At 70.8% G+C, this 19348-nt stretch carries 17 protein-coding genes; 13 read left to right on the forward strand and 4 right to left on the reverse strand.

The genetic code is table 11. The features are described 5' to 3' along the window. Positions 1-3: 3 nt before the first annotated feature. From AC27LF_RS41050 to AC27LF_RS41075, 6 genes are read left to right on the forward strand one after another with little or no spacing between them, the layout of a single operon-like run. Positions 4-1113: a radical SAM protein gene (locus AC27LF_RS41050; protein ID WP_479661526.1), complete on the forward strand. Its 1110-nt coding sequence runs from the start codon at positions 4-6 to the stop codon at positions 1111-1113. Further along, positions 1113-2228, forward strand: a complete 1116-nt coding sequence (locus tag AC27LF_RS41055) for a hypothetical protein (protein WP_479661527.1) — start codon at positions 1113-1115, stop codon at positions 2226-2228. Before AC27LF_RS41050 ends, AC27LF_RS41055 begins: the two co-directional genes overlap by 1 nt. A 16-nt stretch (positions 2229-2244) precedes the next feature. Next, positions 2245-3036, forward strand: coding sequence for a radical SAM protein (locus AC27LF_RS41060; RefSeq protein WP_479661528.1), 792 nt, complete (start codon positions 2245-2247; stop codon positions 3034-3036). Between the two features lie 16 nt (positions 3037-3052). After that, positions 3053-4768, forward strand: a complete 1716-nt coding sequence (locus AC27LF_RS41065; protein ID WP_479661529.1) for a carbamoyltransferase C-terminal domain-containing protein — start codon at positions 3053-3055, stop codon at positions 4766-4768. Between the two features lie 5 nt (positions 4769-4773). Continuing rightward, complete coding sequence (locus tag AC27LF_RS41070; protein ID WP_479661530.1) at positions 4774-5388, forward strand: HD domain-containing protein; 615 nt, start codon at positions 4774-4776, stop codon at positions 5386-5388. Next, on the forward strand, positions 5385-6371 hold the full coding sequence (locus AC27LF_RS41075) for a glycosyltransferase (protein WP_479661531.1): 987 nt from the start codon (positions 5385-5387) through the stop codon (positions 6369-6371). The genes AC27LF_RS41070 and AC27LF_RS41075 overlap by 4 nt, the downstream gene beginning before the upstream one ends. Before the next feature lie 7 nt (positions 6372-6378). On the opposite strand, the gene gltX is transcribed toward AC27LF_RS41075, so the two are convergent. From gltX to AC27LF_RS41095, 4 genes are all read right to left on the reverse strand, one after another. Next, entirely contained in the window at positions 6379-7752 is a 1374-nt protein-coding gene (gene gltX, locus AC27LF_RS41080; RefSeq protein ID WP_479661542.1) for a glutamate--tRNA ligase, read from the reverse strand. A 131-nt stretch (positions 7753-7883) separates the two neighbouring features. Continuing rightward, a complete protein-coding gene (locus AC27LF_RS41085; protein ID WP_479661532.1) occupies positions 7884-8177 on the reverse strand; it encodes a restriction endonuclease in 294 nt (97 codons plus the stop codon). A gap of 48 nt (positions 8178-8225) precedes the next feature. After that, on the reverse strand, positions 8226-9410 hold the full coding sequence (locus AC27LF_RS41090; RefSeq protein ID WP_479661533.1) for a pyridoxal phosphate-dependent aminotransferase: 1185 nt from the start codon (positions 9408-9410) through the stop codon (positions 8226-8228). 355 nt (positions 9411-9765) lie between these two features. Continuing rightward, positions 9766-11448, reverse strand: coding sequence for an alpha/beta hydrolase (locus tag AC27LF_RS41095; RefSeq protein WP_479661534.1), 1683 nt, complete (start codon positions 11446-11448; stop codon positions 9766-9768). A gap of 456 nt (positions 11449-11904) precedes the next feature. On the opposite strand from AC27LF_RS41095, the gene AC27LF_RS41100 reads away from it, so the two are divergent. The 7 genes from AC27LF_RS41100 (at position 11905) to fbaA (ending at position 19274) form a co-directional block, all read left to right on the forward strand. Then, positions 11905-12438 carry a hypothetical protein gene (locus AC27LF_RS41100; protein WP_479661535.1) on the forward strand — a complete coding sequence of 178 codons (534 nt, stop codon included), beginning with the start codon at positions 11905-11907 and terminating at the stop codon, positions 12436-12438. Between the two features lie 378 nt (positions 12439-12816). Further along, complete coding sequence (locus AC27LF_RS41105; RefSeq protein WP_479661536.1) at positions 12817-13428, forward strand: DUF2617 family protein; 612 nt, start codon at positions 12817-12819, stop codon at positions 13426-13428. A gap of 79 nt (positions 13429-13507) precedes the next feature. After that, positions 13508-15148 carry a polyamine aminopropyltransferase gene (locus AC27LF_RS41110; RefSeq protein ID WP_479661537.1) on the forward strand — a complete coding sequence of 547 codons (1641 nt, stop codon included), beginning with the start codon at positions 13508-13510 and terminating at the stop codon, positions 15146-15148. 58 nt (positions 15149-15206) lie between these two features. Then, positions 15207-16538: an SRPBCC domain-containing protein gene (locus AC27LF_RS41115; RefSeq protein ID WP_479661538.1), complete on the forward strand. Its 1332-nt coding sequence runs from the start codon at positions 15207-15209 to the stop codon at positions 16536-16538. Between the two features lie 199 nt (positions 16539-16737). After that, positions 16738-17526 carry an aldose epimerase family protein gene (locus AC27LF_RS41120; RefSeq protein ID WP_479661539.1) on the forward strand — a complete coding sequence of 263 codons (789 nt, stop codon included), beginning with the start codon at positions 16738-16740 and terminating at the stop codon, positions 17524-17526. A 10-nt stretch (positions 17527-17536) separates the two neighbouring features. Then, complete coding sequence (gene pyrE / locus AC27LF_RS41125) at positions 17537-18085, forward strand: orotate phosphoribosyltransferase (RefSeq protein WP_351731328.1); 549 nt, start codon at positions 17537-17539, stop codon at positions 18083-18085. Between the two features lie 157 nt (positions 18086-18242). After that, the gene (gene fbaA / locus AC27LF_RS41130; protein WP_479661540.1) at positions 18243-19274 is read left to right on the forward strand and encodes a class II fructose-bisphosphate aldolase; all 1032 of its coding nucleotides are present in this window, start codon (positions 18243-18245) and stop codon (positions 19272-19274) included. Positions 19275-19348 lie beyond the last annotated feature (74 nt).

Raw genomic sequence — 19348 nt, forward strand, 5'->3', positions numbered from 1 at the left:
CCGATGCCCACCGCACGCCACCGTGACCTGGCTGCCGCTTTCGCCGAGACAGGCCGCAACCACCCCTACCTGGCCCTCACCCTGAACTCGCTGTGCAACCTGGACTGCGTGTTCTGCAAGCCCCGGTGCATGCCGGACTACGGGCACAAGGACCGGCCCCTGACCGCCTCCGACTACGCGGCCATCGCCACCGAGGCCGGGGCCTGGGAGATCAGGAAGGCGCACTGCTCCGGAGGTGAACCGACCCTCCGAGCCGACATCCTCGACGTCATCGTGGGCCTCGCCGACGGCCTCGGGCCCGACGCCGCGATCGGCATGACCAGCCACGGCAACCTGCGCCGGGGGCTGAGCGTCGAACAGCTCCACGACGCCGGCCTGACCTACCTCAACCTCAGCCTCCACAGCCTCGACCCGGCGCGGTCCGCCGCGATCATGGGCGGTGGCGACCCGCGCACCACCCGGAGCACCCTTGACGCCGCCCTCTCCCTCGGCCTGCGAGTGAAGATCAACTGCGTTCTTCAGCGCACCTACCTGGACGACGCCTTTGTTGTGGCCGAACTCGCCCGCGACCTGCCCGTCGCCGTCCGCCTGATCGAACTCCAGAACATCGGCCCCGCCCAGGCGCTCTTCGACACCGAGTTCATCACCGAGGCAGAGGTCCGCGACCGTCTCCACGAGTGGTTCGCGAACGCTGGCGAAGTCCCCCGGGACCAGCTGGGCGTCCGCAGCCCCGGGCAGTACCTCCGTCCCGACGGCTGGGCAGGGTCGATCGGCTTCATCTCCAACTCCAGCTGCGCCACCTGCTCCGACGCCAACCGCATCAAGATCACACCCACGGGCGTGGCCCGCCCCTGCATCCTCCACAACCGCGACATCCCACTGAAGCCCCACCTGGCCGACGGCACCCTCGGCGACGCCTTCGCTCACCTCTTCCAGGCCATGCTCGACCGCAACGCCAACGACGCCTGGCAGGGCTTCCACTACGTCGACTACGACCTGCGCTGGGACCGTATGGAACGCCCCGAAGGCACCCCGGTCCTGCCCCTGCTCCCCGTCCTCACCACTGAAGCGGCCGAGCCCTCCTGCGCCCGGGCCTCCACCAGGGAACGGTGATGGCCGTGGCCGAGGCACCACCCCTCTACCAAGGGCTCGGTGACCTGTACGGACGCGAGCTGGACGCCCACGGCGTCGGGGCCGCGATGCTCACACACAAGTGGCAGTCGGCCGATCTGTTGGCTCCCCACTCCGACATCGACGTACGTGTCCTCCTCCCTCAGCCTCCCGCGGACTGGGAAGCGTGGAACCATCGCCTGGCCGCCGCGCACACCGCCGCGGTCGGCCGGGAGATCTCCCATCGACGTCTCCTGGAGCATCCGCCCGGTTTCGCGTTCACCGTGTCCGAGGCGGACGGGCGGCTCGTCCACGCGCCCGAACTCGCGACCTGGTCGCTGATCACCGGAAACGCCCGGGACTTCCAACGCTGGAAGTCCCGGGCCCAGATCGCACCCTGGTGCGAGGTCGATGAGCGGTTCTACCGGGGAATCCTCCAGACCCGGCTGGGCGGCCGGTACCAACTGGCGGCGGACAGTGCGGACAACGTGGTCGAGGACATCGTCGCGTACCGCCGCCACTGCGTGGCCTGGCACTACCTCGCACCGTGCTGGTTCGCCGCTGCCGCGCTCGCGACACGGACCCGCTGCCCCGGAAAGACGGCCGCTCTCACACAGTGGCGCCCGGAAGGGCTCGACGGGCACGCCGAGCTGTTCCTCCGGCACGCCGAGGAAGGGCCCGACTCACGCCCACGGAATCCACGTCACCTGCTCCGCGCGGCCCACGTCGCCCTGGAGGCGGTCATGCGCCGGATTCCCGACGCGGGCCGCCCCGCCGACAAGGGCGAGGACCCCTGCACGGACTTGGTGATGACAGCCGGAATGCTCCGTGTACGCGTCGCCCGCTGGGTGTACTACCTCGACCCGCCGCCCGGCGTGGCGACCGAGTACCTGATCCGGCGGGAGGCGAAGGAACTCCGGTCTGCCATGCAAACCCTGACCACGCTCGCGGCAGACGAAACCACTCCCGCCCAACGGCTGGCCGCCCGGATGGCCGCGTTGATCCCCACCGGACCGACCACCGCCGTCACCCTGCGCGCGACCCTCGCGCACTGGCACCGGCAGAAATCCACCGTCCAGGACTTCCTCAGCCTCACCCCTGGTGACGCCCACCCCTGACCCAAGGAGTCCCACCATGACCGCGCATGCGTCTTTGCCCCGCGCCCTGAAGACAGCGAAGATCAAGATCACGACGAAGTGCAACCGGTCCTGCGACTTCTGCATCTTCGCCGACGGCGCCCAGGGCGAGAACATGTCCCTGGAACTGTTCTCCACCATCCTGACCCGGCTGGAGACCATCCCCTTCCAGCAGCTGCACATCAACGGCGGCGAGCCCACCGTGCACCGGGACTTCCCCGCGGTCAGCGACGCCGCCCGCACACGTCTGCCGAACAAGGTCATGGTCCTGGGCACGAACGCCATCACCCTGGCCCGCAACCAGCGGATCATGGAGGCCACCCTCCGCTCGTACGACCAGATCCTCATCGGCTGCGACGACGAACACGAGAACTACGACGAGGTGCACGCCGTAGTGCCGCGCCTCCGCGAGGCTGGCAAGACCGTGGTCGTCAACAGCGTTCTGGAAGGCATCAGTTCCACTCGGCTCACGCAGCTCGCGAGGCTGTGCGACAGGTATGGCGCCATCCACGTCACCAACCACGTGCACCACGTCGACGCCGGCCAGCCCACGAACGAACTGCGCGGCATCTGCGACCGCTACCTCGACCAGCACCTGATGATCGAGATGGACGGGTCCTGCTACCGCTGCTTCAACGCCATGGCGAAGGACGACAGCGAATTCGGCATCTGGGACGAGGACTTCACGGCCAAGGTGTTCGCGCCCCGGGGCCACCACTACCGGTTCTGCCTGCGCTGCCATGAGTACACCGACTCCGGCGCCGCACTCATCCCCGCCCTCACCGTCTGATCGGGAGGTACCCACCATGCCAGCAGTCCTCGGACTGAACTTTCACCACGACACGGCCGCCGCGTTAGTCGTCGACGGCCGAATCTACGCGGCCGAAGAGGAGCGCTGGAGCGGCGTCAAGCACAACCACCCCACCTGCAAGGGCACAATCACCGCCCCGACCCGCGCACTCCAGTGGTGCCTGGAGGCCGCCGGCATCGAACCGGAGGACCTGGACGCCGTCTGGGCGGCCTCCATGCGCCCCAACCCCGCGGCCGGTTGGTGGCTGGCCGAGGAGCGGGAGGAACTCGCCGCCCTCCTGCCCGCCCCGCTCGGCGAACACCTCCGTCTCCTCTCCCACCACACGGCCCATGTGCTCTCCGGCTACCTGCTCTCCGGGCACGAGCACGCCGCGGGCCTCGTCATCGACGCCGGCGGCTCATCCCTGGGCTCCGACTTCGGCCCGGGCCGGGAGCGCATCACGGGGTACGACCTGCGGCCCGACCGCATCGACCGCCTCCACCAGGGCATGCCGACCGTCGTCCCCAGCCCGCCCGGGCCCCGCCGCATCCATTCCTCCCTCGGGCACTTCTATCGGAATCTCGCCCGGCGGGTAATCCCGCCTGGCGATGAGCCCGAGGGCAGCATGATGGCGCTCGCGGCCTTCGGAGATCCCCAGCGCTACGGAGCGCACGTCCGCGAACTCGTCCGGCTCGGCGACGACGGCGAGGTCCGCATCGACCACCCCTGGGGTTCGGCGGACAGCAGCACGCCACTGCTCCTCGATGGCCGAGCCTGGACGGCCGACAGCGCCGCGGAACAGCCGGAGCACAAGCGGGCCGACCTGGCCGCCGCCGTCCAGGAGGTCTTCGCCGAGTCGGTCGTCCACATCGCCCGCCACCTGCAACGGCTCACTCGGGCCTCAGAGTTGGTGTTCTCGGGCGGATGCGCCCTGAACTCCCACCTCAACGGCCAGCTGGCCGCCGACAGCGGCTTCGACACCCTCTTCGTCGCGCCGGCCCCGCACGACGCCGGCACAGCCGTGGGCGCCGCGCTCTACGGCTGGCACTACCAGCTCGGGCAGGAACGCCTGCCGGTGCCCACCGACGCGGCCTGGGGCCCCTACCCGGGCACGCTCCCGGCGACAGCGGTGCCGCCCGGCTACCGCGCCTTGCCCGACCTCGGACCTGGACTGGCCCTCACGGCGGCGGAGTTACTTGCGGAACACCACATCGTCGGCTGGGTGCAGGGGCAGCTCGAATTCGGGCCGCGGGCGCTCGGCCATCGCTCGATCCTCGCCCACCCCGGTCACGCCGCCACGCGGGACCGGCTCAACGCGATCAAGAAGCGAGCTTCGTATCGCCCGTTCGCACCGGCCGTCCTCGCCGAGCACGCCACGGAGTGGTTCATGTCGATGGGCGACCCCTTCATGAATCGTGTCGCCCGTGTCCGCCGGTGCCGAGCCGACCGCATCGCGGCAGTCACCCACCACGATGGCACCGCCCGCGTCCAGTCCGTCACCCCGGGCCACCAGGGCCTTGGCGAACTCCTGCGACACTTCCGCGACCGCACCGGCCTGCCGCTACTGCTGAACACTTCGTTCAACCGCAAGGGCACTCCGATCCTGCGGACCGCCGAGCAGGCGGTGGCAGCGGCGGTGGACCTACACCTCGATGCCCTCGTGGTCGGAGACGCCCTGCTACTCGCCGACCACGTGCCCGACCCCCGTGCCATGCCCCTCCGTACGAGGTGAGGCGGATGAACCCCACCGACCTGGACCGCGTCGTGACCGTGCTCGGTGCCACCGCGTGGAGCACGGAGGAGCAGCACCGCGCCCGCGCAGCCGGCGGCCTCGCACTCACGGTCTACGACGGCCACACCCGTGACCAGGGCACGCCGTACCTGGAGCACCCGCTGGCCGTCATCACGCTCTTGAGGACGGAGATCGGCGTCACCCACCCCGAAACCCTCCTCCTCGCCCTCCTCCACGACGCCTTGGAGGTGGCCCCGGAATCGGAGGCGCTGCTCGTCCATCACCTCGGTGGCCCATTCACCGCCCGCCTGCGTGCCATGACGGCCGACCACCGCCTCGAACAGCGCCCCAAGTCCGCAGGCGACGAGACCCGTTGGCGCGCCAAACAGGCTGCGCTCCCGTCCGAGGACCTCCTTGTCCGGCTCGCCGACCGCCTCCACAACCTGTGCGATCTCGGCGCTTCCCCGAACCCCGACCGGCGCCGACGGTTCCTCCAGGGCCTGCGCGAATTCCACCTCCCCCTCGCCGACGCCGCCCGTGGCCTCGGCCCTCATCTGGAGACCATGCACGCACGGCTGCACGCCGAGTACGCCCGACACATACAGGAGGTGCGTCCGTGAAACGGGTCGTCTACTCGATGGAGCCCGTCGGCCGGACCGGCGGTCGGGTCTACCTGCGGATGCTCCAAGAGGTGACGGCCGACGACGTCGAGTGGCGCACCGTCCCGGACCACAAGCGGACCTACCGGGTCCGCCGCTGGCGCAAGCTCCGCCACCTCGCCCGCCTGGCACCCTCCATCCGGGCGCTGGACGGCGCCGCTGGCACCTTCGTGAGGGACGACCTGAGCCTGCTGCTGTTCACGCCCGAGATGCGGGCCCGAACGGTGTTCCTCCTGCACCACTACGAGCCGTTGCAGCACGACTCCGCTCCCGTCGAGGACATGCTCTGGGAACAGTTGTTCCGGGTGCTGCCGCAGTGCGCCGCCGTGGTGTGCGTCGCCCCGTACTGGGCCGACTTCCTCAGGGCCCGAGGCGTCCACAACGCACGGGTGATCTACAACGCCTTCGACATGGCCGAGGTCCAACAGGCGCGTGGCTTCGACCGAACCGCGTGCCGCGCCGAGTTCGGCCTGCCCCCGGACGTGATCGGCGTCTACGCGGGCAAGGCCGTGCACTGGAAGGGAACCGAGGAGGTCTCGGCGGTCCTCGCCGACGCACCCGGGATGCGGGTGATCACCAGCGGCAGCAACACCATCGGCTTCGATGGGGCCCACTATGACGTGGAGCGCGAGCGATATCTGCGATTGCTGTGCGCGTGCGACGTCGGGGTCTTCCTCCCCCGAATGCGGGAGGGTTGGAGCCGCTGTGCTGCCGAGGCTCTACTGCTCGGCTTGCCCTGCCTCATACGCCCGGTGGCCGGCGTCGGCGACCTCGCCGCGCTGACCGGGCAGCCGGCCCCAGACCTCGGCCGACTGTCGGCGCAGGTCCGGGAACGGGCGGCGGCGCGCCAGACCGAGGCCAAGGCGCCGTACGAGGCCCTGGCCCGGTTCGACCTGAACTACTTCGCCAACGCTTGGGGCGACCTCCTCGCACAGGTCGCCTGACCAGCGGCTATGCCTGCGCGGCCAGCTTCTTGGCCGCGGCGTCCAGACGGGCCAGCACGCGGTCCCGGCCGAGGAGTTCCATGGACTCGAACAGCGGGAGTCCGATCGTCCGGCCGGTGACCGCGACCCGAACGGGTGCCTGGGCCTTGCCCAGCTTCAACCCGTGCTTCTCTCCGACGGCGAGCAGGATGGCCTTCAGATCGTCCGTCTTCCACTCCGCGACCGTGGCCAGTTCGGCGTGGGCGTCCGACAGGATGTCGTTGGCGCCCGCCTTCATCGCCTTGTTCCACGACGCCTCGTCCTCGGCTGGCTCGTCGAGGAAGAGGAAGTCCACGTAGCTAGTGATCTCGGACAGCAGCGCCAGTCGGGTCTGAGCCAGCGGCGCCGCTGCCTCGAAGACCGCCGTGTCGAACGCCTCCGGCCGCCACGGCGCGTACGGAGCGACGAGCCACGGCGCGCAGGCGGCAGCGAACTGCTCCGGCGCGAGCGCGCGAATGTAGTCACCGTTGAACGCCGTCAGCTTCTTCACGTCGAAGAAGGCCGGCGCGGTGTTGACGTCCTCGATCCGGAAGAGCTGCTCCAGCTCCTCGTACGGCATGATCTCCCGGTCGTCGCCCGGACCCCAGCCCAGGAGCATGAGGTAGTTCACCATCGCCTCGGGCAGGAAGCCCTCGGCGAGATAGTCCTCCAGCGCCACCTTGTCCCGCCGCTTGGACAGCTTCTGCCGCTTCTCGTTCACGATCACCGGCAGATGGGCCCACACCGGCGGCTTCGCACCCAGCGCCTCCCACAGCAACTGCTGCTTCGGCGTGTTCGACAGATGCTCCTCGCCGCGGATGACCTGCGTGATCCCCTCGTCCAGGTCGTCGACCACGTTCGCGATCAGGAAGACCGGGGACCCGTCACCACGGGCGATCACGAAATCCTCGATGGCGCTGTTCGGGAACGCCGGCTCCCCACGAACCAGGTCGACGACGACAGTCTCGCCGTCGTCCGGCGTCCGGAACCGGAGCGCCCGCCCCTCCTCGAAGGCCAGCCCTCGGTCCCGGCAGAACCCGTCGTACCCAAGGTGCTCCGAACCCGTGCGCTCCTTCAGCTGTTCCCGGCTGCAGTCGCAGTAGTACGCCCGGCCGGCCTCGAACAGTTGCTGGGCCGCCTCGCGGTGCCGGTCGGCATTGTGTGACTGGAAGTACGGCCCTTCGAAGGCCGGGTCCTCGCCATGAATACCGATCGCAGCGAGCGCGTTGATGATCCCGTCGACCCACTCCGGCTTGTTCCGGACCGCATCGGTGTCCTCGACCCGCAGAACGAACGTGCCGCCGGACTGCCGCGCCACCGCCCAGTTGTAGAGAGCGGACCGTGCCCCACCGACATGGAACATGCCGGTCGGAGACGGGGCGAAACGAACGCGAACGGGGGCAGTAGACATGGGAGCCAGCGTACCGACGCCGGACACCCGAACCGGCCACCCCACCTACGCCTGCGCCGACGTTTTCTGGCCGTCCTCGCCTTCTACTCGTACGTCTCCTTCCACCGCTCCCGATGTCGCCGGTCCCCTTGCCCCAGGCCGTTCACCGTGCCGATCGACAGCAGCGAGGCGCCGTTGTTCCATAGCCCGAGGTGATCGCGATGGACGGCGAGGATGTCGTTCTCCGTGGCGAACTTCTCAGCCGGCCTGCTGAAGTACGTCGTGGCCACGAAGATGGCCACGTCGGCCTTGAAGTGCACCCTCGCTCCAAGCAGGTCACGGACCTCCCGGCTGGGGATCTTGCTCTTGGGTGTGTACCGCTTGCATTGGATCACCATGCTCCGCCCATCAGGGAGACGCAGCGGCTGAACTCGCTCAAGCGGCGGTCATCGTTGCTGAAGGCGTGAAGAGGCTTCTCGTAGGACGTCGTCCCTCTTGCAGAAGGTGAAGCGGACCTGGCTGCGGCCGGCGTCGGGGTCGTCGTAGAAGACGGAGTTGGGGATGGCGACGACGCCGCAGCGTTCGGGGAGGGCGCGGCAGAAGGCGTAGGCGTCCTTCTCGCCGAAGGAGGTGATGTCGGTGGTGATGAAGTACGTGCCCTGGGGCTGGTAGACCTCGAACCCGGCCGCGCGCAGGCCGTCGCCGAGCAGGTCGCGTTTGCGTTGCAGGCCGGCGCGGAAGTCCTCGAAGTACGCGTCCGGCAGGCGCAGCGCCTCGGCGATCGCGTACTGGAAGGGCCCGGAGGCGACGTACGTCAGGAACTGCTTGGCGGAACGGACGGCGGTCACGAGCTCCGCCGTACCGGTCACCCAGCCGACCTTCCAGCCGGTGAAGGAGAAGGTCTTGCCGGCGGAGGAGATGGAGACGGTGCGTTCGCGCATGCCGGGGAACGTGGCCAGGGGCAGATGCTCCGCGTCGTCGAACACCAGGTGCTCGTACACCTCGTCCGTCACCACCAGCAGGTCCCGCTCGACCGCGATCGCGGCGATCGCGGACAGCTCCTCCCGGGTGAGCACCGCCCCGGTCGGGTTGTGCGGGGTGTTGACCAGCAGCAGCCGGGTGCGGTCCGTCACCGCGGCGCGCAGCTCGTCGAGGTCGAGGCGGAAGCGGCCCTCGTGCGGGCGGAGCGTCACCGGCACCCGGGTGCCGCCCGCCATCGCGATGCTCGCCGCGTAGGAGTCGTAGTACGGCTCGAACGCGATGACCTCGTCGCCGGGTTCCAGCAGCGCGAGCAGCGCCGCCGCGATCGCCTCCGTCGCGCCCGCCGTCACCAGCACATCGGTGTCGGGATCGTGGACCAGGCCGTAGCGGCGCTCCTGGTGCGCGGCGATCGCCGTCCGCAGCTCGGGGACGCCCGGCCCCGGCGGGTACTGGTTGCCGCGGCCCTCGCGCAGCGCGCGCACGGCCGCCTCCCGCACCTCCTCGGGGCCGTCCGTGTCGGGGAAGCCCTGGCCCAGGTTGATCGAGCCGGTCCGCACCGCCAGGGCGGACATCTCGGCGAAGATCGTCGTCCCGAACTCGGCGAGCCGGCGGTTGAGCAGTGGGCGTGCGCTGGAGGTCATGCCGGCCATCCTGCGCCGAAGCTCTGGACTTCCTCAACTCACCTTCGGGGACAGGCACCTGCGCCGGTACTCGCGGCACCGTCTCTGAGCTGGGGAAGGGCAGTCATCAACTGTCGTCATCTGTCGCCGCTGGCCACCTCGGACGGCCCACACGGCCCGGCGAAAGGGCCGCTGAGCTGCTAGCGGCTTGTCGCGTCGCTTGTCGTCCGGCTTGTTGCTTGTCTTGTCCTGTCGGATCGCAGGCCAGGGAGGGTTTCTGCCCTCAAGGCGCGATGGGGCGGGGCCCTCAGCAACGCCCGGAAGGTCCCGCCCCGTCTTCATTGGGTCATGCGGCAATGGGCCATGCGGTAGCGGGCCACCGGGCTCAGAAACGGTTCGGGGCACGCTCCGGGAGCGGAGCCCCGGGGAGCACGTCCGGCTGCTGGTTCTTCCGTGCCTCCGCGTTCGAGTCGGCCGTCGCCTTGCAGGTCACGTCCTTCGCGGGGAGCTTACCGGTGAGCAGGTAGCCGGTGACCGTGCCGTCCGTGCACGCGTTGCCGTTCGGGTAGACGCCATGGCCCTCGCCGCCGAGGACGGTGACCATTTTCGAGCCCTTCAGGTCGGCGTGCAGGGCCTGACCGCTGGGCAGCGGAGTCTGCGAGTCCCACTCGTTCTGGACGACCAGGGAGCCGGCCTTGTTGTTCACCTTGGTTGCCGGTTCCACGGACTTGTCCCAGAACGCACAGGGCTTGATGCTGGACGCGAAGTCACCGTAGAGCGGGTAACGGCCCTTGTCCTTGATGGCGTCCTGCCGGTAGCGCTCAGGATCGCGGGGCCACGCGGCCGAGTTGTCGCCGCACACCACGGCCAAGAAGCTCGCCGTCATGTTGTCGGACGGCACCTCGGCGGCGGCGCCTGCCGTCCCGGTCCCCTCGGATCCGGCGAACGCCGTGAGCTTCTTCGCGGAGGCGGGCTCGCCGGCCGCGGCCTTCTTCAGCTCCACGACCGCCTCGGTGGCGTACTTCGGGCTGAAGACCGCCTCGCGCATACCGCTCCGGATGTCATCACCGGTGGTCGGCTGCCCCTCTACCTCGATGGGTTTCTCGTCGGCCTGCGCGACCAGGTCCCAGAAGCTCCGGTCGACCTGCTTCGGGGTGTCACCGAGGCCGTACTTCTCCGAACGCTCGGCGGCCCACTCGGTCCACCGGTCGAACGCGGGCTCGGCGCCCTCCGCCCACCACTGGATCATCCCGCGCCAGGCGCGCGCCGGATCGACCGCGCTGTCCAGCACGAACCGGTCGGCCCGGCCCGGGAAGAGCTGGGTGTAGACGGCGCCCAGGTAAGTGCCGTACGAGTAACCCACGTACGAGATCTTCTTCTCACCGAGGATCGCCCGGAGCAGATCCATGTCGCGCGCGGTGTTGCGCGTGGTGATGTGCGGGAGCGTGCCGCCCGCTTTCTCCTTGCACTTGTTCGCGACATCGCGTGCCCAGGCGACGTCCTTGTCGAACGTCTCCTGCTTGTACGGCCGCAGCCAGTTCTCCTCCTCCGGCTCCAGATCGCAGGAAACCGGGCTGCTCCGTCCCACACCGCGCGGGTCGAAACCGATGAGGTCGTACTTCTGCTGTGCGGACTCGGGGAGCCTTTCCTGCATCCCCAACGGCATGTAGAGCCCTCGTCCCCCCGGGCCGCCGGGGTTGGCGAACAGGACACCGTGCCGCTTGCCGGGCGCGGTGCTCTTGATCCGGGATATGGCCAAGTCGATCCGCTTGCCCTCGGGAACCCGGTAGTCCAGTGGAACCTTGATCGTGGCGCACTCGAACTCCGCCGGAGAGGCGGCTTCGCACCGCTTCCACTGCGGCTTCTGCTTCACATACCGTTTCAGCGCATACCGTTTCAGCGCGCCTGTGGCGGCGGACGGGGAGGCGGTCGACCGGGTGACAGTCGACGGGCCGGCAGCCGACGGGTTGGCGGCCGGAGCGGCGGTGGCCGTCGAGGTGGCGAGCGCGGGAGCCAGCGTTGCCGTGACACTCACGGCCAACAGGGGCGCGAGACGTCGTCTGCGCACAATATCGATCCTTCCGGTCGGTTGTTCGGACAGGAAAGATCTTTCAGGAACCGGCCACGCATGCGGATCCCCCGCCGGGCTGCACCTCCCCTACCCCCTGGGAATGACACAACGGCCGTGAATGGTCCCCGAGTTGTAGGGGACGGACCGCTCTCAGCGACGTGCGGTACCCGCCTCAGCGACAGCCGCGAGCGTGCTCGCCGTGCCATCGACTCGGAATTCGGGCGTGACTCTGGGGAAGGTCACGGCCCGCAGACGGCCCAGTGAGGCACGGACGGCCTCTGAACTCCCTTGCGGTGCAGGTCAGGGGCCGCTTCCCCTTAAAGACCCTCAGAACTTCCTCAACTCTGCTTTCGCCGTGCGGGCGGCCGGGCATCCCCCGTGCACACAGCAGTCACGCACCAGGCGAGGCGCCCACGGGGGGTCGCTTCGGGGGAACGGAAGGAGGGTGGCGCCATGGTCTTCGGCATCATCCTGGCGGTGATCGTGATCCTGGTCATCGGGTCTGCGGCGGGGGGATCGCGCCGGCGCAGGAAGTACGGCGACGGCGGCAAGGCCGGCAAGGCAGGCACGGCCGGCAAGGCCGGCGAGGCCGGGAACGCGACGGCCGAGAAGGTCTCCATGGCCAAGGAGGACACGCGGGCCGGGGAGGACACGCGGGCCAAGGAGGACACGCGGGCCGGGGTGGGCGCGCGGACGCAGAAGGGGGCGCGGACGAAGAACGGCGCGCCGGCACAGAAGGGCGCGCAGACGCAGAAGGGGGCGCAGGCGAGCAAGGGCGCGCAGGCCAGGAAGCGTCGCGGCCGAGGGTCTGGTTCGTCGTCGGCCTCGGCCGGCGCCGGCGGAGCGAGTTGGTGGGCCGGTGACTCGGGCGGCTCGTCGTGCGGTTCGTCCTCGGGCGGGCACGGCGGGCACTCGTGCGGCGGCGGCCACTCCTGTGGCGGCGGCTCGTCGTGCGGCGGCGGGGGCGGATGCGGCGGAGGCGGCTGACACGGGGCAGCCGAGCTTCACCGCGCACCAGGAACCGCGGTCCGGGCCGCGCACCGGGCGCCCGTCGGGCGAAGGCATCCGACGGGCGCTCGGCCCTATGAAGAACGCGCCCGGCGTACGCCGTGGTTGAACAGTTGAACTGTGCAGCCCTCTGAGGGATGGAAACCGCACGAAGTTGGGTAAAAACGCTGTGGCGCCAGCACAGTTCGTGATTCCCTCTAAAACATCGACGCAGCCCCTCGGACGTCCGGCAGACACCCCGCTTCCCGGCTGGGCCGGCCGGTCCGACCGGGCTGATGTGGCCGATCACCCGGTGCCGGCCGAGGCGTGCCGGACCACACTTCCTCTTTCTTCTTTGTGTGTTAGCGGAGCCGACCCATGCTCACGACCCTCACCACCTCTTACACCGACACGCGCGCGGCCGACCTCGCCTGGGCGTTGGGGCGCGAGCCGCTTCCCGCCCTCGCCACGCTCGATCTCGAACTGACCGGGGCGAAGCTCCAGATGAGACTGCTCGGCGCGTCCCACCAGGTACTCCTGGAGGAGGAGCGGGGCGGCTGCTCGGAGACGGTGGCGTGCATTCCGGGATCCAGCACGCCGCTGCCGCTGGGCGTCGCCAAGCGCGTCGGCGACTGGGAATACGAGTTCGCGGCCCGCGTGGAGTTCCTGCCGCCCGGCTCCTTCGCGGGCCGCGCCCAGGAACTGCTCGCCCTGGTCTCCGACCACCCCCAGGGGCTCGCAGGCGTCTTCCCCGGCAGCCCGTACGCCTTCACGGCCATGCTCGCCCAGCGCCGCGAGGGTCAAGTGCACTGGCGCACCTGGCACGCGTATCCGCAGGACGGTCAACTCGTCGCCACACGCACCCGGGTGGGTGTGCGGGTGCCGGCGCCCGCGGCGGAGAACGCACCCGTCGCGGCGGAGACCGGTCAAGGCCCCGCACCCATCAGGGCGGAGACCGGTCAGGGCCCCGCACCGATCGCGGCGAGATAAACGCCCCATGCGTGATCCGCGGGAAGTTCCACACGTGTGGGTGACGAAGCGTGCGCGTCATGTGACGTAACGTCGCAGAGTGATCGAATCGCACGCCCCCGCCCCTGCGAGTGCCCCGCCGTTCCGGGGCGGACCCGCGCGGCTGTCCGTAAGGCCGGCGACCGGACGGTTCCTGGTCCTCGCGGGCGTCTTCGTCTGCGCGGCCTGCGGACTCGTGTACGAGCTCGAACTGGTCGCCCTCGCCTCGTACTTGATGGGCGACTCGGTCACCCAGGCCTCCGTCGTGCTGTCCGTCATGGTCTTCGCGATGGGCCTCGGCTCGCTCGCCGCGAAGGGGCTGCGCCGGTACGCGGCCGCCGCCTTCGGCGCCGTCGAGGCGGGCCTCGCCCTGGTCGGCGGCTGCAGCGCGATGGCGCTGTACGCGGTGTTCGCCTGGACCGGCGACTGGGGCGGCCTGTGGGTCAACGGCCCCCGCTGTCTGCTGGTCGCCTTCTCGCTCGCCATCGGCCTGCTGATCGGCGCCGAGGTGCCGCTGCTGATGGAGCTGATCCAGCGCATCCGGCGGCAGGACGCGGGCGGCGCCGTGGCCGACCTGTTCGCGGCGGACTACGTCGGCGCGCTCGTCGGCGGCCTCGCCTTCCCCTTCCTCCTGCTGCCGTTCCTCGGCCAGTTGACCGGTGCGCTGCTCACCGGGGCGGTCAACGCCCTCGCGGGCGGCGCCCTGATCCTCGGCCTGTTCCGCCACGACCTGACCCGCCGCGCCCGCTGGCTGCTGCTGCTCGCCAACCTCGGCGTCCTCGGTGTCCTCGCCTTCGCCGCCGTCCTCGTCGACGACTTCGAACGCCTCGCCCGGCAGGCGGTGTACGGCGGGGACGTACGCGTCGCCGTCCAGACCGACGTCCAGGAGGTCGTGCTCACCGGCGGCACCCGCGGCCGGCCGCTCGACCTGTACCTGGACGGCCGGCTGCGGGTCGACGGCCGGGACGAGGGCCGCTACCACGAGGCGCTGGTCCATCCGGCCATGGCGGGCCCGCACGCGCGCGTACTCGTCCTCGGCGGCGGGGACGGGCTGGCCGCGCGGGAAGCGCTGCGCTACCCGGACGTGCGGCGGGTCGACATCGTCGAAGTCGACGCGGGCGTCGTCCGGCTCGCGCGCCAGGACGCCGCGCTGTCCGCGCTGAACGGACACGCGTACCGCGACCGTCGCGTTCACGTCATGACCCAGGACGTGTTCCGCTGGCTGCGCGGGGCGCCCACGGGGGCGTACGACGTCGTGATCGCTGATCTGCCCGACCCCGGCATCACCTCCAGTACGAAGCTGTACTCGGAGGAGTTCTACGGGCTGACCCGCCGGGTGCTCGCCCAGGACGGCCGGCTGGCGGTGCACGCAGGACCGGTGGCGGCCGGGCCCCGGGACTTCTGGACGGTGGAGGCGACGATGCGGGCGGCCGGCCTCGGCACCTCGCCGTACCGCGTCCTCGGCCGCGACACCGGTTTCACGGCGGGGCCCGCCAGCTCTTCGGGCGCCGCCCGCACCCCGCAGGACTGGGGTTTCGTGCTGGCCGCGCCGGGCGCCGCCGCGCCGCCGCTGCGTCTGGACCCGTCCGGGCCGCGGCTGCGCACGCTGACCCCGCGGGGGCTCGCCGCCGACGCCCGGGCGGCGGCCGGTACGCGGATCACCGGGGTGCCGCCGTCGACGCTGGTGCATCCGCGCTATTGACGACGGGACCGCGCACAGGAGGGTACGTACCGGCCGCGCGTGGGTAGGCTCAGGCGACATGGAGCATGAGGTCTTGGTTCCGGTTCCGGTCGAGCGGTTGAGGCGGGCGCTCGCCGAGCCCGCGCGCATCGCCCGGGCGGTTCCCGGGCTCCAGCAGGACGCCGGTGCCGATCCGGTCGCCGGGCGGCTGAAGGTGCGCGTCGGCGGCCACTCCATCACCTACCGGGGGTCGCTGCGGGTCTCGCCGCGCGAGGACGGGTCGTTCGCGGTCGAGGGCGAGGCCGGCGAGGCCCGCGGGACCGGCACGGTCAAGCTCGCCCTCACCCTCCGCCTGCGGGACACCGACGGCGGCACCGCGGTCACCGTCGACGGCACGGCCACCGCGGACGGACGCATCGCCGAACTACCTCAGGACACGGTGACTTCAGCGGCGACCAGGCTGCTCAACCGCTTCCTGGAATCCCTCGCACCACCCCACCCCGAAACGCCGCCGGCCCCTCTGCGGGGGGCTGGACCGGCGGAGGACACCGGGTCGGCGGGGGAGACCGGACCGGTGGGCGAGACCGGGGCGGCGGAAGGTTCCCGGTCGGTGGGGGATACCGGGTCGGTGGAGGACATCGGGCCGGTGGGGGAGACCGGGTCGGCGAAGGGCGACGGATCGGCGGGCGAGACCGGGTCGGCGGAGGGTTCCCGGTCGGCGAGGGACACCGGGCCGGAGGACATCGAGTCGGCGAAGGGCTCCGGGTCGGCGAAGGGCGACGGGCCGGTGGGGGAGACCAGGCCGGCGGAAGGTTCCCGGTCGGTGGAGGACACCGGGTCGGCGAAGGGCGACGGGCCGGTGGGCGAGACCGGGTCGGCGGAGGACAGCGGGTCGGCGGAAGGGTCCCGGTCGGCGAGGGACAACGGGTCGGTGGAGGACACCAGGTCGGTGGAAGGGGCCGGGGCTCGGGAGGCGGACGGGTCCGCGGCGGAGGCGGAAGGCGCTGGCGGAACCGAGTCCGAGTCCGCGCCCGAGCCGGGGACCGAGGCCGAGGCCGCTGCCGACGGCGGAGCCGAGGACGAGACCCCGAGCAGGCCCGAGGAAGAAGGCGTGGCCTCCGTGTTCGAGACCGAGGTTCCACCGCCCTCGCTCGCCCCCGAGGCCGACGAGGAAGGCGCCGCGGGCTTCACCGCCGACGGCCCGCCCGCCGAAGCGGCACACGCGCGCAGGACGATGATCGGCCGCAGCGCGGAGGAAGTGGACCATGCGCCGCCGCGCGGTCGTTACGCGCCTGTACCGGCTCCGGAGACGGTTGCCGGACGCTCGGCGTTGCGGTGGGCCGCGCCTGCGGCGGCCGTGGCGCTGGCGTCGGCGATCGTGGTGGGCCGCGCACTGCGCAGACGCCGCTGACCAGAACGGCCGACCGCCGTCCCGGACCGCCGTCCCGGACCGCCGTCCCGGACCGCCGTGGCGGATCGCGCCCGCCCCGACCCCGCGCCCCCGCCGCATCGACGCCGCATCGACCCCCCACGACCCCCGGAACCACATCCACCCACAGTGCCCCGGGACTGCGGCCGATGGGGACAGGGCGCACCAGTAGGGTCGTCCCGTGAGTAACGAACCCATCACGTTGACCGCGGGTGACGCGGAAGTGAGACTGCAGCCGGGCAACGGCGGCCGGGTCGCAGGGCTCCGGATCGCCGGTACCGAACTCCTCCGGCAGGGCGACCGGTTCGGCTGCTTCCCGATGGTCCCCTGGTGCGGCCGGATCAGGGACGGCCGCTTCCTGAACGGCGCCACCGCGCACCAGATGCCGCTCAACTCCCCGCCGCACGCCATCCACGGCACCGCCCGCGACGGCGCCTGGCACACCGCCCGTGTCGGCACCGACGAGGCGGTCATGACGTACGACCTGGTCGAGCCCTGGCCCTACTCCGGCCGCGTCACCCAGATCGTCGCCCTGTCCGAGGACACCCTGACGCTCACCATGTCCGTCGAGACGTACGACTCGTCCTTCCCGGCGCAGATCGGCTGGCATCCCTGGTTCCACCGGAACCTGGACGGCGCGGATGTGCGGCTCGACTTCAGCCCCGCCTGGCAGGAGGAGCGCGGCGCCGACCATCTGCCCACCGGCAACCGCGTCGCCCCCCGCCCCGGCCCCTGGGACGACTGCTTCGGCATGCCCGACGGCGTCGACGTCACCCTCACCTGGCCCGGACGGCTGGAGCTGACGGTGGCCAGCCCGGAGCACTGGGTCGTCGTCTACGACGAGCAGGAGGCCGCCGTCTGCGTCGAACCGCAGACCGGCCCGCCCAACGGCCTCAACACCCTGCCGCGCCTGGTCACGCCGCTGGAACCGCTGGAGGCCACGACCACCTGGCGCTGGCGCCGCCTCTAAGCTGGTCGGCATGACGGACGTACGCGGCGCGCTGCTGCAGCAGATCAAGGACAAGGCCGTGGTGTACGGCAAGGTGACCCTGTCGTCGGGTCTGGAGGCCGACTACTACGTCGACCTGCGCCGCGTCACCCTCGACGGGGAGGCCGCGCCGTTGGTCGGGCAGGTGCTCCTGGACCTCACCGCGGACCTCGACTTCGACGCCGTGGGCGGCCTGACCATGGGCGCCGACCCGGTCGCCGCCGCGCTGCTGCACGCCGCCGCCGCGCGGGGCCGCCGGCTGGACGCGTTCGTCGTACGCAAGGCCGCCAAGGCGCACGGCCTGCAGCGGCGCGTCGAGGGACCCGAGATCAGGGGCCGCCGGGTGCTGGTCGTCGAGGACACCTCCACCACGGGCGGCTCGCCGCTCACCGCCGTGGAGGCGGTGCGCGAGGCGGGCGCCGAGGTCGTCGCCGTGGCGACCATCGTGGACCGGGCGACGGGCGCCGCCGAGAAGATCAGGGAGGGCGCCGGCGTGCCCTACCTGTTCGCCTATTCGAAGGACGAGTTGGGACTGGACTGACGCGCGCCGCCGACCACGTCCCGGTGACCGCGCCGCCGGGGGCGCCGAGCAGGGGTTCATGTCTGGAAAGATGGGGACGACGATGACGTCACCCCCAAGGTCTAGGTCAGGGCCGTAGTACGCAGATCGCCGACCCGCACACTCAAGGAGCGGACAGATGCCCATCGCAACCCCCGAGGTCTACAACGAGATGCTCGACCGGGCGAAGGCAGGCAAGTTCGCCTACCCGGCCATCAACGTCACCTCAAGCCAGACCCTGAACGCGGCTCTGCGCGGCTTCGCCGAGGCGGAGAGCGACGGCATCATCCAGATCTCCACGGGTGGCGCCGAGTTCCTGGGCGGCCAGTACAGCAAGGACATGGTGACGGGCGCGGTCGCCCTCGCCGAGTACGCGCACATCATCGCCGAGAAGTACCCGGTGACGGTCGCCCTGCACACGGACCACTGCCCGAAGGACAAGCTCGACGGGTATGTGCGGCCGCTGCTCGCGATCTCCGCCGAGCGCGTGAAGGCCGGGCAGAACCCGCTGTTCCAGTCCCACATGTGGGACGGCTCCGCCGAGACCCTGGCCGACAACCTCGCCATCGCGCAGGAACTCCTTGAGCGCGCCCGCGCCGCCAAGATCATCCTGGAGGTGGAGATCACCCCGACCGGCGGCGAGGAGGACGGCGTCTCGCACGAGATCAACGACTCCCTGTACACGACGGTCGACGACGCCATCCGCACGGCGGAGGCGCTCGGTCTCGGCGAGAAGGGCCGCTACCTGCTGGCCGCGTCCTTCGGCAATGTGCACGGCGTGTACAAGCCGGGCAACGTGGTGCTCCGCCCCGAGCTGCTGAAGGAGCTGAACGACGGCGTCGCCGCGAAGTTCGGCAAGGCCGCTTCTCCCGGCCCGTTCGACTTCGTCTTCCACGGCGGCTCCGGCTCCACCGAGCAGGAGATCCTGACGGCGCTGGAGAACGGCGTCGTCAAGATGAACATCGACACGGACACCCAGTACGCCTTCACGCGTCCGGTCGCCGACCACATGTTCAAGAACTACGACGGCGTCCTGAAGGTCGACGGCGAGGTCGGCTCCAAGAAGACCTACGACCCGCGCACCTGGGGCAAGCTGGCCGAGGCGTCGATGGCCCGGCGCGTCGTGGAGGCCACGCAGCACCTGCGGTCGGCCGGCACGAAGATCAAGTAACCCGGGCAGCCCGCACGGCGGCCGTCGGCGAGACGGCCCCCGGCACGTCCGTTCAGCGAGCCCGGCCCTCCGTG

The sequence above is a fragment of the Streptomyces diversicolor genome, assembly GCF_057537855.1.